Below are 14,000 nucleotides of genomic sequence, written 5' to 3'. Positions count from 1 at the left end.
TGTTATTACTGCGTTACAGTCATAACCTGCCCACTACGATCAACCATAATTTTCATTTTACCGTCTTGTGCGTTATATAACCCTAATTTATGCAAATCTTGTTTACATTCTTTTACGAAGAAAGGTAATGTGCGAATTTGATTAATATCAGAGCTCGTAATGAAATGAATTAAATGATGCGTCATTTCTTTTATATCATGAACAAGCTCTTCCTTTTCTCGTTTTAGCCTTTCATTTTCAGCCTGTAATACATGTAATTCGCCTTCAAGACCACGTGCGTTCTTTTCATCTTTTGAACGCTCTGCAGCCATGCTAGAAAGCTTATAAATCCCTTCCATGAACTGATGTAGTTCATGCTCTTTTCTTTCACTATACTGGCTAATCGTTTCAAAATTATCAACAATACCAGATATAACTGTTACAAGACTTTTTTCACTCTCTGTATTTTCAACTTCTTTTCTTAATTCTTTCTTGTTTTCTATTTTCATCTCAACAATTGGTTCTTTTACAGGCGTATATTTTCGCTTTCGTCCTGGTTTTTGTTTTTCAACATTTTCAAATGGTATTTCACATTTTTTTAATTTGTAATACGTATTTTGTAATTGACTTGCTGTTTTTGGAAAAAGATTCAGTTCTTTTTTACTAACGTATTTTGAAATATTAATAATGTTTAAACCGTGACGTTGGGAAAATTGATACACTTCATACAATAACTCTAGCTCAGACTTTAGCCATGTAATTGTTGATTTTTCATACGCCCGCATCCCACCATTTTTTTCTATATCTATTTGAAATAATACCATTCTATTATGTAAATCAACTAGTTCTTCATATTTTACTTGGAATTGTTTTTCTATTTTTTTAAATTCCTCTTCTAATTGCACATCGTTCATTTTATTATTTGACATGTTTTGTAAAAGACTTAATACATTGATTGCTGTGTGGTGATACATAATCTGTGTCACTCCCCCTCATCCTTTCACAATTCTCATCTGACTCCCATGTCTTCTCAGAAAATAGCAATTTTTACATATCCATATTATAACATTTCAAAATTGTCTGTCAAATAATAAACATACAAAAATATATAGAAAGTATAGAAATAAAAAAGGTTTTTTAATTAATATGTATAATTGCATATTAACCACATTTAATTATATTATATGGTATTTAGAATATATTTTCACCGAAAAAGTTTACGTTACCTCAAAATATTACTAAAATAATCCAAAGATACATTTTTATATTTTCAAACCAAAAATCTTCAAATGAAGATTTTTCATACTTACAACTACAAACACTACAAAAACGTTCCATCTTTCCGCCTATACAGAATATAGAATATTAAAAAGGAACTAACCAATACTACACATGGCTAGTTCCCTTCTCTCCACTAGAAGAATAGAGTTGTAAATAGTGTCTGCAAATCCTCACTTCTTCTACTTACCTAAAACCACTCCATATCTCTGGTCTCACATAGCATAGGGCTCTATTAGGCACTGACCGCCACCACGCATGGTTAGAGCTTCTATTCTAGCTAAAAAAACCCTTTTCCAAACTCTTTTATAATACTAACTTATCAACTAAGCCAATTAACTCTTGAATATCTGGCTTACTTACTTGAGCATTCGCCCCCACAGCTTCGCCTTTATGGAATAATTCATTCGTAATTAGTGAAGAGAAAATAACGACTGGTAAACGATTCATTATTTCACCATCTTTAATTACTTTCGTTAAATGGTGTCCATCCATTTTCGGCATTTCAATATCCGTAATGAGCAAATGAATATGTTCAAACATTTTTTCTCCTTGCTCTTTCGCTAGCTTTTCAATTTGCGCCAATGCTTCTGCACCATTGCTGAAGAAGTTCATTTTCGTATATCCAGCTGATGATAATGTTTCTTCTAATATTTGACGAAGCATCGCTGAATCTTCCGCAATATAAATAACTTTTTCAGCTCGATCTGTTTTTTGTTCTAATTTTGAAAGGGATTTATTATCATAACCAGTTCCGCTAATTTCACATACAATTTTCTCGTAATCTAATAGTAAGATGATTTTTCCATCTAGTTTTACAATACCAGATGTCGTTTCTTCTAGTCCCATAGACAATGAAGCTGGTTCATCAATTTGTTCCCACGAAATACGTTGAATACGATGCACTTCATCAACACGGAAAATAACTTTCATTTGATTTAATTCTGAAATAATAAATTTCGTTTGATCAAGCGGCTTTGTCGATTTTAAATTAAGAGCCGTTGCTAAATTAATAACAGGTAAAATTTCACCACGTACTTGAACAACACCTTCAACTGCATGATGAGATTCTGGCACAGTTGTAACAGGGAATGGATTAATGATTTCACGTACTTTCATTACATTAATACTAAATAGGTTTTCACCAACAGTATATGTAACAATCTCTAATTCATTTGTTCCGCTTTCTAATAAAATACTTTGTGCTTGTGACATAAAGGTGTCGCTCCCCTTCCATTAATTCCGTATATCTAATTATTAAGCTTTATTAAACCGAAAAAGTCAACTACCTATATAAAAAATATAGATAGTCGAACGATTTATTTTAAAAGACGCTTAATCTTGTATAAACAAAGCAAGTGCCTCTAATAACACTTCTTGTGCTCCTACAATTTCTGTCGGCATTGCTTCCCACTTTTTCGAAAGCTCCGTTTCTACTCGTATTCTTAGCTCCGAATCCATTTCTTCTAGTACATATTCTTTCGTCGCTTTATCAACATCAAGTAGCGCAAGCGCATATAATTCTGGATCATTTATTTTTTTAAATAATTGTTTCAATATAGATGGTGCTATATGTTTTAATTTTTCAATATGAATTTCTTTATCAGAAAATAGTAACTCATATTGAATAAACGTAACATTTTCTTTAATCACTTTAAAATAGCAATTATTTTTTTTATCATTTACAAAGTAACCGTTCGGATCTGCAATAATACTCTCTACTTTACGAATTAAATCCGGCAAACTACTCGCCGCCATAACAGTCCGCTGCTCAACCTCACTCGGCGAAATGAATGTAACGCGATACTTATTTTGCGCCATCCTCCTCACCTCTCCTTTTATAGAAATCTATCGTCACAAATAAACTTATTAGTCCATCTAACACGCTAAGACCACACGTATTATTCATACTACACTTCGCTTAAATCTTCTTAAACTAACCTAGTAACTCTCCATATCTCTGGTCTTAAACAACGGTCGAGCACCCACATAAGCACTAACCGCCAGGTCCTCTCTCAAAACCTAAAAAAGGGCTTTTAAAAGCTTTTTAAGAGCTTTTCAATAACTCGATGTTATTGAACCAAAATGCAATCTGCTGATCCGTTATCCCTGATAGTGTAATAAAAAACTCACGGCACTTCATCTCGTCCTTAAACAGTTGATACTTCCATTCTCCTTCGCTACCAACACTTACGAAATAAAACTCATGAATACGGCCAATAATTGATTGCTTTTCGCCAAATGAATATGGAGGTACTTGCTTAATTTCAAATTGATCAGGTAAATATATATGCTCTTCTCGTTCCATTTTTAACACTTGCTCAGCAAGTTCACGTTTATTTTCGAAAAAAGGCAATTGTAAAATTCGCTCTTGTCTTGTCATACGAATAGAAAACCCTTTCTACTACATTACAATTTTACTTTATAATATATTATCGAATTAAGTTTACAACTTCATTTAATACTTCATCTGACACTTTAATTACTTTCGCATTCCCTTGGAATCCGCGTTGATAAAGCATTAAGTCAACGAATTCTACAGATAAATCTACGTTTGAACTTTCTTTTGCTGACCCTCGTACATTACCTGCACCATTCTCACCAGCAACACCTACCCCTGGAATACCGGCTGATGGTGTTGCAACGTAATTTCCATTCCCTGTTTTCATTAATCCACCTGAATTCGGGAATGTAGCTACAGCTAGTTGTCCTACAACTTTCATACTACCATCCGAATATTTCATCATAACGAAACCACCGTCAGAAATAGAATAGTCATTTGCAATTGCAGCTGGACGCCCCGTTACTTCTGTTGTAGAAATAGTTTTCCCTGTCGGATAATTTGTTAATCCGCTTAAATCAAGTGTTAGACCACCACCAAAAGGAATTTGAACAGATCCACCTTTAGTAATTTCACCAGTTACTGGATCCTTTTGTACAGGTTCATCTGTTTGCTTTAAATTTCCTAATGTATCAAATATAAGGGGTTTGTTGTCCGGCATGCCTTCAATAGGCTTAAATTCTTTTTCGTTTTTAGAATCATTTCTTACAGAAACTGAATATGTATATTCGCCTGGCACTGGCTTTTCAACTTCTTTACCATCTACAGTCTCTTTTGTAGTCTTTTGTTTAATATTTACACGTAATGTTAACGAGTTCCCTTCCGCATCAAAAACTGTGAATTCGTGAGATAATGCATTTTGGTTTCTAGGAAGGTTTCCACCTATTGTCGCTTTATCTGTTTGAATCCCACCAACAGCTGATCCCATTGGAATATGAATTGGGCTTGGTCGTGAAGAAAAATCTACTTCTTGTGTTCCTGTTTTTACACCATAACCTAGTACATACTGTCCACCTGTATTTGTAACATAGCTATCTTTCGATACACCAAAAGACCCTTTTCTCGTATACTCTACATTTCCACCGTTACGATCACCAACTAAAAACAAACCGTTTCCTTCTATTGCTGTCTCCATCTTATCACTAGTTAAAGTAATAGAACCATCACTAAAATCTGTAGATGTCCCACTGAACTTTACACCGTTACCAATACTCTTTGGATTCGTGCCAGCATAAGCACCATCACCACGTGAACCAACCGTATTATTATATAGCAAATCATCAAAAATAGCCTTTTGCTTTTTATATCCAACTGTTTGTGCATTTGCAATATTATTTGAAGTAACACTTAATGCATTTTGTGCTGCATTCATCCCTGTAATACTTGTATATAACGCTTTAATCATAACCTTTGTACACTCCTTTTATTAATCTGGCTTAACCTCTTCATTTTTTTCTATATCATCTTTCTTCTCATCTTCCGGATTAGTTTCTGTTATTGGTTTATCAGAAACCCTCTCTATGAAACGAAGTGAGACAACTTGATTATCCACAATAAGTTGCACATCGTTATTTTCAGCAAGTCGAACTGTTTCTACTTGACCAGTCACTTGCTTTCCATTATTGCTTACACCTCTAACGTACTTTCCTAAAAACTTCATCCCTCCATCAAGAGCTGTCGAATACATCGTTGATTGCAGTTTATCTACCGCTTTCGTCATATTCTGTACTTGCTCCATAAGCGATAGCTGTGCTGTTTGGTTCATCATTTGGTTCATATCCATCGCATTAAACGGGTCTTGATGTTGAAAGCTTGCTAAGAAAAGTTTCAGGAAATCGTCTTTATCCATAATACCGGGTGTTTTTTGAGTACTTGCTGATACTCCGTTTGCTTGTTGAGCTGTCGACTGTGCACCAGTAACAGATGCGTTTTTTGTTTGTGCTCCTGCTTGTAACGGAATATGATTTGTACTCGTTGTATTTAATCCAACTGTTGGCACACTTTATTCCTCCAATAATCCCGCAAATTCTTTTGCATGTTGTTTTTCATGTTTCGTACTTGCTAATTTTTGTTTTTGTCTTTGCTCTTGTTCTCGCTGTTCTTTTCGATTTTCATCTTTATCTGAATAGCTAATTTGAATATTGATTTCTTTTTCTTTTAACTTCAGTTTCAATTCATCAAAAATGATTTCAACACGTTTTTTCGCATCATGTTTTTCCATTTCTACGTGAACATCAATTTGATCTCCATGTTTTTTCATAAACACCGTTAATGTACCAAGTTTTTCTGGATTCAACTGAAATAAAACACGCTCTTGTTTCACTACAAATTTTTGCAACGCTTCTACTTGTGCTTCCATTTTCTTTCCTAAGTCAGGTAATGTAACTTTCTCAGCGCCACTATTTGATTTTCCTATTTGATCCGTACCCGTTGCTTTATTTAGTAACTCCGCACCCGTTGAACTAGAATCCTTTAACACATCACCTTCCGGCAACTCTATCTTTACATCATCGCCCTCAGCTTTTGGAAGATCTACATCTAAGTCTTTGGAATCTTCTTGTTTTTTTGCGATATTACAAGTTTCTGTTTCTACAACTTTCAATACTTGCATCGTTTGCTCCGGCATCTTTATTTTGTCTAATGCCATTTGCATTGTATCTTCTAAACATATAGCATTTTTGATATTCATATTTGAAAGAAGTTCTTGTAATTGTTGTAATTCTGCTGCGGGTAATTCGTTAAGTTTTATATTTCCATATTCTTTATACAGCTCTTGTATTTTTTGTATGTATTGATATAACAATTCTGGTTGCACACGTAATTGCTCAATTGCAACCATTTGCTCAGATACAGCTAATAACAACTGTTCTGTCTCTTTTTTTTCTTCTTTCTTTACAATTGGCTCTTCTTTCGTTACTGATTGTTTAGAAAGAATATATTCTTTTTTTTCTTCTTTTGGTGCTTCTTCTCGTTTCATTTTCTCCGTTTTCGGCTGCTTTTTATTTTCCATTCTCATCGTACGATCGAATGAAGAATCTTCACTTTTTGATTGTACTTCTAGCCCTTTTTCTTTTTGCGGAGGTAAACTTTGTTGCACCGGTAATACAGACTGTATCACTATATTCACCTCATCCATTCATACACATTTTCAAATCAAGAAGCATTTTTTCTTCCTGCTTTTCTCGTACTTTAGCAAGCTTTCTACAACCTTCTTGATACATCGCATCAATGACACGTTCTTTTTCTTTTACCTGTTCTAAAAGGCTTTCATTTTTCCGAATAAAATCTTCCGTTTTTTTAATTTTCCGATTCCATTCTTCTATTCTTTCAGGTGAAAACGTATTTGACGAAAGCATGCCAGCCATTATACGCTGCCCAGTTTGTACGACTTTACTACGCGATTTTACAACATATAAATCATATTCTTTTTTTTGTTCTATTTTTCTTTTTTCGGCTGTTAATTCATACACTTCTTTCAAAATCTGTTCTTTTTCTTGATTTATTTGCAATTTTATCGTGTCGTACTGCTGCTTATCCACCTGTTTTCATAGCCCCTTCCTATTATAACGTTCTCTTTTTCTATTATATAGTTTTTTTCCAAAAAAATCTGTGAAATATTAAAAAACAAAAAAATAAGACCTCTTAGGCAGAGGTCTTATACTATATAGTGCATCGCTTCAACAATATCATCAAATTGGAAACTATCAGATCGACCTTGTTTTAAAAACGTATTTATACCTTCTACTTTATTTTTACATTCAAAAATATAAGCATTTTCTGCATTTTCTTGAATCGTCCCTAATTTAAAATACAATTCATTTTCTTTATAAACAGATAAGATTTTTCTCATTTCATTTGCAAGTTGCCAATGGTTAGATGACACGATTTCTTCCATAATCCTACTTACTGAATCTAATACTGAAATTGCAGGATAATGACTAAGTGTTGCAAGTTCACGTTTTAATACAATATGTCCATCTAAAATACCACGCGCTAAATCTGGTACAGGGCCGTTTAAATCGTCTCCATCAACGAGTACGGTATAAATACCTGTTATAGATCCCTTTTGTGTTTTCCCAGAGCGCTCTAACAACTTCTTCATATAACTTTCCATTAAGAGTGTTTTACCACCTATCGGCAACTCTTTAACAGCAATATCAACACTTCTACGCGCATCAGCAAAACGAGTAACAGAGTCCATCATAAGTAGTACGTTATTACCTTGATCACGGAAATATTCAGCAATAGACGTTGCAAGCTTAGCTGCACGAAGTTGCATTAGGTGACTTTCATCTGACGTCGCTACAACAACGACGCTTTTTCGCATTCCTTCTTCACCTAATTCTTTTCGAATAAAGTCTTTTACTTCTCGGCCACGTTCTCCTACTAAACTAATAACATTTATGTCAGCTTTTGCGTTTTTCGCAATCATTCCGAGTAAAGTAGATTTACCAACACCAGAACCAGCAAAAATACCAATCTTTTGACCGATGCCAATTGTTAGCATGGAATCAATTGATTTGATTCCCGTTTCAAATACATCTGTAATTTCTTCACGTTCAAATGCATGAATAGGCGGGGCATCTAGTTTTATTTTTTGTAATGGAATATTCTCTGCATCCTCATTTAACACTCCGCCATTTGCACTTAACACTTTTCCGAGTAAATGATTACCACGAGGTATAACAACATCTTCTGCAATTAATGTAACGGCATCTCCGTAACATACTTTTTCTGTCTGTTCAAACGGGAGTAACATATTGTTTTCTTTTTCAATTGCAATTACTTCACATAAAACATTATGTTCCCCAACGAAACAAACATCTCCAATTTTCGCCTTTGGCCCTTTCGCTACAAAAAACTGTTCTTGTACACTATGAACTTTACCGACTTTCGTATAAAACGGGGTTTCAATAAACGTATTCCATTTACTATGTTCGTTCATGAGCTTGTTATTCATACATTTTGCTCCTCAAATAACTTCCCCTCTTCCCATTTCTGGCGAAGTTTCGCAAATATAGGTGCAAATTTAAATTCAAAGAACTCTTTCTCTTCTTCCAGAACAAATTCACCGAACTGTAAGGAGAAATCATATTTCCATTCTACTAATTGTAGTAACCAATATTCTTTCGTATTTTCCTTCTCTTCTTGAATACGTTCAAATGTTTCTGGATGTACGGTAATGATTAATTTTTCAAACGAAGTAGGCAACGTTTGAACGATACCAGTTAAAATGGGTAACACATCAAGCAATCGCGAATCTACTGCTTGATTCACGATTTTTTCTGCTAGATGAAAAGATTGATTCCATAATAACTCTGTCCATTCATATGCTGTTTCTTGTTGTTCTTTTTGAAACTGCATATGTGCCGATTCTATCTCTTTCATTTGCTGCTGAACATGCATTTGGAATTGTTCTTGATCATGTAATAACTGCTGACGCTCTCGTTCTAACATTTGTTGTTCTTGCCTTAGCTGAGTCATTTCCATATGTAACGATTGTTGCTGCGCAAGAAGTTCTTCATGATCTACTTGGATTTCTTCTTCTACGTGAGCTACTATTGGTTTTGGAAATTGTAATTCATACGTTTCTTCAGAAAAAGAAACAGAATTCTTCGGAATTCTGTTTTTAAATAAGGACATCATCTTCACCTCTTTGAACGATAATTCTTCCTTCCTTCTCTAGCTTTTTCACTGTGCCTGTAATCGTTTGCTGTGCCTTTTCAGCATCCGTCATCTTAAGCGGTCCTAAGCCATCTAATTCTTCTAGAATCATCTCTTTACGGTTTGAAGACATACATGTAAATAATTTCTCTTTAATTTCTTCTTTTGCAATTTTAAGTGCTTTCGCAATAACACCGTTATCTGTAATTTCTTCTAATACACGACGAAGTGCAAGATCTTCAAGTCCGAGTAAGTCTTCAAATACAAACATGTTTTCTTTAATTTTCTCAGATAACTCATAATCCATTTCATCCAACTTTTGAAAGACTGTTTTTTCAACACCTCGTGAAACATTATTTAAAATGTTTACTATTGTTTTCAAGCCATCCGTTTTATTAATTGCATTAAATGCCATATTATTTAATTTTGATTTTAATAAATCCCCAATTTGATTTATTAATTCACCATCAACTTGCTCTAGCTTCGCAATCCCCATTACCGTTTCTACTCGCTTATGATCTGGTAATCTCTCAATTAATTGAGAAGCAAGCTGCGGTTTAATATAAGAAGCGATAATTGCAATTGTTTGTGGTGACTCATCATTAAGTACAGTAAGAAGCGGTTCTAAATCTGTAAGTGAATTTAAGAATTCAAACGGATTATCTTTGTTATACCAAAGATCTTCTAATAATTTTTCTAGTTCGTCTTCTGGCATGTTTTTAAATATGCGACGAATATATTCTTTATCTGGAGTCACTAGGTTCAATTCTTTTACATTTAATTCATACAAGAATTCCCCTAGTACATTTTCTAACGTTTCCGGTTTATATACACGAAACTTCGCGATTTCACGAAGTAATACTTCTTTTTCCTCAGCTGTCATATATTCAATGACTTTTGCTGCCACCCCTTCTTCTAATGTACGAATAAGGATGGCAGCTTTTTCTTTGGAGGAGATTTCATCTAACATCGTTGTTCCTCCCTTACTGTCCATTTAACCATTTTTTAATTACTTTTGCAGTTCCTTCTACATGTTCTTTCGTAGCATCATGCACTTGTTCATCTAACGTTGGTTCTTTCGGTTCTTCTGGTTCTGGTTTTGGCTCTGGTACTATTTTTTCTTCAGGAATTTCCATGATACTTTCATTACTTGCAGCAATTTCCTCTTCTGCTAAGTATTCTTCATATTCCTCTTCTTCTTTCTTTCTCTTACGTCTTGCTAATAAGAACCATACTAGACCACCAATCGCTAATAAACCAGCTGGAATTCCACCGAATAACCACCAGTTTATACCGCTTTCTTCTGGTTCTTTCTTCTTCTCTTCTTTCGGCTGATCAAACTGAACAGTTACAACGTTAACTTGACCGTTTGTAAAGTTTCCATTCGGATCAGCTTGAAGCCCAGCAGCTGTGCCAATTGCTTCTTTGAAAGTAGTCATATCTATTTTTCGTTTTACTAACGTATCGTTGTCTACCCATACTACAACATTTGTTTTCGTTAATTCTGGGTGTTTCTTAATTGTTTCAACTGTTTTATCTATTTCATAGTTTTCAATTTTGTTACCATTTTTATTATCATAGACGATTTTACCATTTTGATTATTGTTCGTACCGTAGTTTGGTACTTCGCCGTTTGCTGTAATACCAGCGCCTTGTTTCGTCTCTGCTCCTTCTTGTGCAGTAGAGCTTTCTTCTTGCTCTTGTTTACTACGAAGTACACCTTTATCACCATATTTTTCTGACTGGCGTGTAACTTCATCATAGTTTACAGACACTTTCGTATTCACTTTATATTCATTCGGTTTAAACATCGTCATTAATGTTGCATCAATATCTTGCTTTAATTTACCTTCAATTTGTTGTTGCATCTCTACTTCTTTTTCATAAGAAGAGGAACTAGTAGAATGTGCTTCATCTGCTCCTTTTGAGATGACACCTTTTTTACTATCAATCACACTTACTTCTTCTGCTTTCACGCCAGGAACCGCTGCACTAATCATTTGCTGTATACCCGCAACTTGATCTGCCGTTAATAATTGGCCACGCTTCACACCAACCGTAATCGCTGCTGTCCCTTTTGCTTTTTCCTCATCAAAAATTGTCTCTTTTTCAGGTAATGTAATTTGAACATTCGCCGTTTCAACTGTCGCAAAGTTTCTTACAATATCTTGTTCCAATTGCTTTTTCGTACCGACAATTTGCTTCATTTTTTTATCTTGCTCACTTGAACCGAGCGAGCTTTCTAATAAAATTTCCTCACCGCTTTTAGAATTAAACGGTAAGCCCATCCCATTCATTTCTTTTCGAACCCATGGAGCATCATTTTTTTGCACACGAATCGATCCATCGGCCGCTAACTGATAATCGACACCTAACTTTGATAATTCTGCTGTAATCTCTTGCTTATCTGCATCATTTAAATTTTGATATACAACAACATATTTATCTGGCAAGGTGAAGTATAAAAGTGCTCCTGTTACAATCGCTAAAAGCGCAGCACCGATTACTAACTTATGCCACGTTTTTAATGATTGGATAACATTTTTTATCTTTTCCATTTAAACACACCCGTCCACTTTCCTAAATTTGCATATTAATTAGTGACTTATAATTTTCAATAAGATTATCACGTACGAGAGCAGCCGTTTTCATTTGAGACTCAGCCTTCTTCTGCTGAATTAAAACGTCATGCGTTTCTCCTACCCCTTTAGTTAGTAAATCATATACTGCTGTTTGTGCATTGTTTTGTGTTTGATTCATATCTTCCAATAAATCGATAAACTTTTTCCCTTCAACTACTGATGTTTGAGAATTTTTCGGTGCACCAATTGACTGAATTGCTCCAAATGGTTGCGTATTTAACATTGGTTGGATTTTCATATTACTATATTCCCCCTTATCCTCGGCCAATTTCTAAATCTTTATCAAGCATTTTTTTATTCGCATTTAATACACTTGTATTTGCTTCGTACATTTTTTGGGCAACCATTACATTCGTCATTTCAGCAGTCACATCAATATTTGGATAACGTACATATCCTTCTTCATTTGCATGCGGATGTGTTGGATCATACACTAAGTTTTCAGTTTTGTCTGCTTCAATACTTTTGATTTTCACCCCGTTAGTAGGAGCCCCATCTAACATATTTGCAAAACTATTGTTTGATTCTAACACTACACTACGACGCTCATATAAATCTGCCCCCGGAGCAGCCGTTGTATTCGCATTTACAATATTGTTAGAAGTAACTTCCATCCACTTTCTCGCTGTCGTTAGACCTGAGCCACTTGCATTAATTGCCTGAAACATCGTTGTCTCTCCTTCTACTTTTAACGTCCGCGTGCCGCTTGGTTAATTGCATATTGTGTATTAATCGCGTTTATTGAAATACCGTATAACTGATTTGCTTTCATTAAATCTAGCATTTCTGTCGTTACATCCACACTATTTCCATCTTTATTCGTTTGCATTGATTTTGTTTGAATCTTTGCATATGTATTTTTCGTATTCACTGTCGGTAAGTGCATTTCATTCGTTTGATATAAATCTGGATTGCTCTTTAAGTCTGCAACATTGTTTTTATATAATTCACTACTTTTATTCATTTGCTCAGCAAATGCTACATCTTGTGCTTTATAACCAGGTGTATTCGCATTTGCAATATTACTAGAAACCGTATTTCGTTTCGTCACTAAATAATTCATATAATGGCCTACATCACTCACTAAATCCGGCATATTCCACACCCTTTCTTTTTTAACTTCATGATCCACTGATGGAAGTTTCACTTCATTATTTATTTTCTTATATGTATTTATTAAAATATTAACAATCATGTACCCTTACATATTTTATTCCATTTTTTCATTGTTGTCTTTAGAAAAATACAAAAATATAAAAAAGAATACAAAAAAACTGTATACACGCAATAATCTATGAAACATTTCAATATATGATCTACACACTAAAGTCCATTTTCACATTATTTAGATTACTACTTTTTTTCATTACAGTCATAAAATGAAACCTCAATCAGCGGAAATCTTTATTTAAACAAAGGAATGGATCCCCTCTTAAAAGGGGAATCCGTTTCTAAACTCTATCACTAAAATTTACCGTAAAATGAATTAGCTTTCATGCGCCCATCATTTGTCATAATCATTTCTTCTAAAATCTTTTGCTTATCTCGAATATGCTGCGCCGCCTTAATAATGAATGGGCTTACTTCTGCTGCAACTTGTGCACGCGTTTCTTCATCCAATGTCATCATCCAGCGATTTAACATCTCACTCTTCTCAGCAAACTCTCCATCTGACACTTGCAATTCACCGATTTCATTAAAACAGCCGACAAACGTCCGATAAATATCATTGTTCATTTTCCAGTGCTCCGCGGTAACCGTCTATTAAATCTTGTAACACTTTCACAATCGCATCCATGTCTTTTGCTTCACGTGTTACTTTCATTGTTTGAATTTGAATGCTAATCCAATCGTATAAGCCATATAAACTATCATATAAATCTTTCGTAATTTCAGGATTTAATTGAAGTTTTAATTCTTCAAAAATACGTTCTAACTTTTCAAGAAGTGCATCTCCTTCTTGTAGTTTAAAATCATTTAAAAGTTCTTCTAAATTACGAAACTCTACAATACATCTTTCATAAATAAAAATTGTATTTTTAATCGGATTACTCGTCATAATATCATTTTGCATATAACGTTGCCATGCTTGCATA

Annotated in this window: 17 protein-coding genes; all 17 read right to left on the bottom strand. The window is 34.3% G+C overall.

What is annotated here, in order from left to right; genetic code table 11:
* Nucleotides 1–5: 5 nt before the first annotated feature.
* Nucleotides 6–953 (bottom strand): DNA-binding domain-containing protein, encoded by a 948-nt coding sequence (locus tag MHB74_RS08580; RefSeq protein ID WP_061680554.1) that lies wholly within the window; start codon nt 951–953, stop codon nt 6–8.
* Nucleotides 954–1,563: 610 nt separating this feature from the next.
* Entirely contained in the window at nt 1,564–2,472 is a 909-nt protein-coding gene (locus MHB74_RS08575) for a chemotaxis protein (RefSeq protein WP_061680553.1), read from the bottom strand.
* Between the two features lie 120 nt (nt 2,473–2,592).
* Nucleotides 2,593–3,078: a hypothetical protein gene (locus MHB74_RS08570; RefSeq protein WP_061680552.1), complete on the bottom strand. Its 486-nt coding sequence runs from the start codon at nt 3,076–3,078 to the stop codon at nt 2,593–2,595.
* A 226-nt stretch (nt 3,079–3,304) separates the two neighbouring features.
* Nucleotides 3,305–3,640 (bottom strand): DUF3964 family protein, encoded by a 336-nt coding sequence (locus tag MHB74_RS08565; RefSeq protein WP_061680551.1) that lies wholly within the window; start codon nt 3,638–3,640, stop codon nt 3,305–3,307.
* Nucleotides 3,641–3,689: 49 nt separating this feature from the next.
* Complete coding sequence (gene flgE, locus MHB74_RS08560) at nt 3,690–5,003, bottom strand: flagellar hook protein FlgE (protein WP_061680550.1); 1,314 nt, start codon at nt 5,001–5,003, stop codon at nt 3,690–3,692.
* Between the two features lie 21 nt (nt 5,004–5,024).
* Nucleotides 5,025–5,597: a flagellar hook assembly protein FlgD gene (locus tag MHB74_RS08555; protein WP_001143481.1), complete on the bottom strand. Its 573-nt coding sequence runs from the start codon at nt 5,595–5,597 to the stop codon at nt 5,025–5,027.
* A gap of 3 nt (nt 5,598–5,600) precedes the next feature.
* The gene (locus MHB74_RS08550) at nt 5,601–6,716 is read right to left on the bottom strand and encodes a flagellar hook-length control protein FliK (protein ID WP_061680599.1); all 1,116 of its coding nucleotides are present in this window, start codon (nt 6,714–6,716) and stop codon (nt 5,601–5,603) included.
* A 10-nt stretch (nt 6,717–6,726) separates the two neighbouring features.
* The gene (locus MHB74_RS08545; RefSeq protein WP_061680549.1) at nt 6,727–7,137 is read right to left on the bottom strand and encodes a hypothetical protein; all 411 of its coding nucleotides are present in this window, start codon (nt 7,135–7,137) and stop codon (nt 6,727–6,729) included.
* Nucleotides 7,138–7,253: 116 nt separating this feature from the next.
* Nucleotides 7,254–8,558, bottom strand: a complete 1,305-nt coding sequence (gene fliI / locus MHB74_RS08540) for a flagellar protein export ATPase FliI (RefSeq protein WP_061680548.1) — start codon at nt 8,556–8,558, stop codon at nt 7,254–7,256.
* Entirely contained in the window at nt 8,555–9,241 is a 687-nt protein-coding gene (locus MHB74_RS08535) for a FliH/SctL family protein (protein ID WP_061680547.1), read from the bottom strand. Before MHB74_RS08535 ends, fliI begins: the two co-directional genes overlap by 4 nt.
* Nucleotides 9,228–10,232: a flagellar motor switch protein FliG gene (locus tag MHB74_RS08530; protein ID WP_000883361.1), complete on the bottom strand. Its 1,005-nt coding sequence runs from the start codon at nt 10,230–10,232 to the stop codon at nt 9,228–9,230. Before MHB74_RS08530 ends, MHB74_RS08535 begins: the two co-directional genes overlap by 14 nt.
* Nucleotides 10,233–10,245: 13 nt before the next feature.
* Nucleotides 10,246–11,820 carry a flagellar M-ring protein FliF C-terminal domain-containing protein gene (locus MHB74_RS08525; protein ID WP_061680546.1) on the bottom strand — a complete coding sequence of 525 codons (1,575 nt, stop codon included), beginning with the start codon at nt 11,818–11,820 and terminating at the stop codon, nt 10,246–10,248.
* A gap of 22 nt (nt 11,821–11,842) precedes the next feature.
* On the bottom strand, nt 11,843–12,142 hold the full coding sequence (gene fliE / locus MHB74_RS08520) for a flagellar hook-basal body complex protein FliE (RefSeq protein ID WP_048551712.1): 300 nt from the start codon (nt 12,140–12,142) through the stop codon (nt 11,843–11,845).
* Between the two features lie 16 nt (nt 12,143–12,158).
* Nucleotides 12,159–12,572: a flagellar basal body rod protein FlgC gene (flgC, locus tag MHB74_RS08515; protein ID WP_000484671.1), complete on the bottom strand. Its 414-nt coding sequence runs from the start codon at nt 12,570–12,572 to the stop codon at nt 12,159–12,161.
* A gap of 20 nt (nt 12,573–12,592) precedes the next feature.
* Entirely contained in the window at nt 12,593–13,000 is a 408-nt protein-coding gene (gene flgB / locus MHB74_RS08510) for a flagellar basal body rod protein FlgB (protein WP_061680598.1), read from the bottom strand.
* Between the two features lie 368 nt (nt 13,001–13,368).
* On the bottom strand, nt 13,369–13,641 hold the full coding sequence (locus MHB74_RS08505) for a hypothetical protein (RefSeq protein ID WP_001058080.1): 273 nt from the start codon (nt 13,639–13,641) through the stop codon (nt 13,369–13,371).
* Complete coding sequence (locus MHB74_RS08500) at nt 13,631–13,999, bottom strand: flagellar export chaperone FliS (RefSeq protein WP_061680545.1); 369 nt, start codon at nt 13,997–13,999, stop codon at nt 13,631–13,633. Before MHB74_RS08500 ends, MHB74_RS08505 begins: the two co-directional genes overlap by 11 nt.
* Between the last annotated feature and the right edge of the window lies 1 nt (nt 14,000).

The sequence above is a fragment of the Bacillus sp. FSL K6-0069 genome (genome assembly GCF_038007785.1).
Lineage (GTDB): Bacteria > Bacillota > Bacilli > Bacillales > Bacillaceae_G > Bacillus_A > Bacillus_A mobilis.
Note: the sequence above shows the minus strand (reverse complement) of the source record. Positions and strands in the feature narration are given on the sequence as shown.

Bases quoted from the DNA above. Each gene is read 5' to 3' on its own strand.
- MHB74_RS08580 (WP_061680554.1), bottom strand. From the start codon at position 953: ATGTATCACCACACAGCAATCAATGTATTAAGTCTTTTACAAAACATG.
- fliI (WP_061680548.1), bottom strand. From the start codon at position 8,558: ATGAATAACAAGCTCATGAACGAACATAGTAAATGGAATACGTTTATT.
- flgE (WP_061680550.1), bottom strand. From the start codon at position 5,003: ATGATTAAAGCGTTATATACAAGTATTACAGGGATGAATGCAGCACAA.
- MHB74_RS08505 (WP_001058080.1), bottom strand. From the start codon at position 13,641: ATGAACAATGATATTTATCGGACGTTTGTCGGCTGTTTTAATGAAATC.
- flgC (WP_000484671.1), bottom strand. From the start codon at position 12,572: ATGTTTCAGGCAATTAATGCAAGTGGCTCAGGTCTAACGACAGCGAGA.
- fliE (WP_048551712.1), bottom strand. From the start codon at position 12,142: ATGAAAATCCAACCAATGTTAAATACGCAACCATTTGGAGCAATTCAG.
- MHB74_RS08535 (WP_061680547.1), bottom strand. From the start codon at position 9,241: ATGTCCTTATTTAAAAACAGAATTCCGAAGAATTCTGTTTCTTTTTCT.
- MHB74_RS08575 (WP_061680553.1), bottom strand. From the start codon at position 2,472: ATGTCACAAGCACAAAGTATTTTATTAGAAAGCGGAACAAATGAATTA.
- MHB74_RS08565 (WP_061680551.1), bottom strand. From the start codon at position 3,640: ATGACAAGACAAGAGCGAATTTTACAATTGCCTTTTTTCGAAAATAAA.
- MHB74_RS08570 (WP_061680552.1), bottom strand. From the start codon at position 3,078: ATGGCGCAAAATAAGTATCGCGTTACATTCATTTCGCCGAGTGAGGTT.
- MHB74_RS08525 (WP_061680546.1), bottom strand. From the start codon at position 11,820: ATGGAAAAGATAAAAAATGTTATCCAATCATTAAAAACGTGGCATAAG.
- flgB (WP_061680598.1), bottom strand. From the start codon at position 13,000: ATGCCGGATTTAGTGAGTGATGTAGGCCATTATATGAATTATTTAGTG.
- MHB74_RS08500 (WP_061680545.1), bottom strand. From the start codon at position 13,999: ATGCAAGCATGGCAACGTTATATGCAAAATGATATTATGACGAGTAAT.
- MHB74_RS08530 (WP_000883361.1), bottom strand. From the start codon at position 10,232: ATGTTAGATGAAATCTCCTCCAAAGAAAAAGCTGCCATCCTTATTCGT.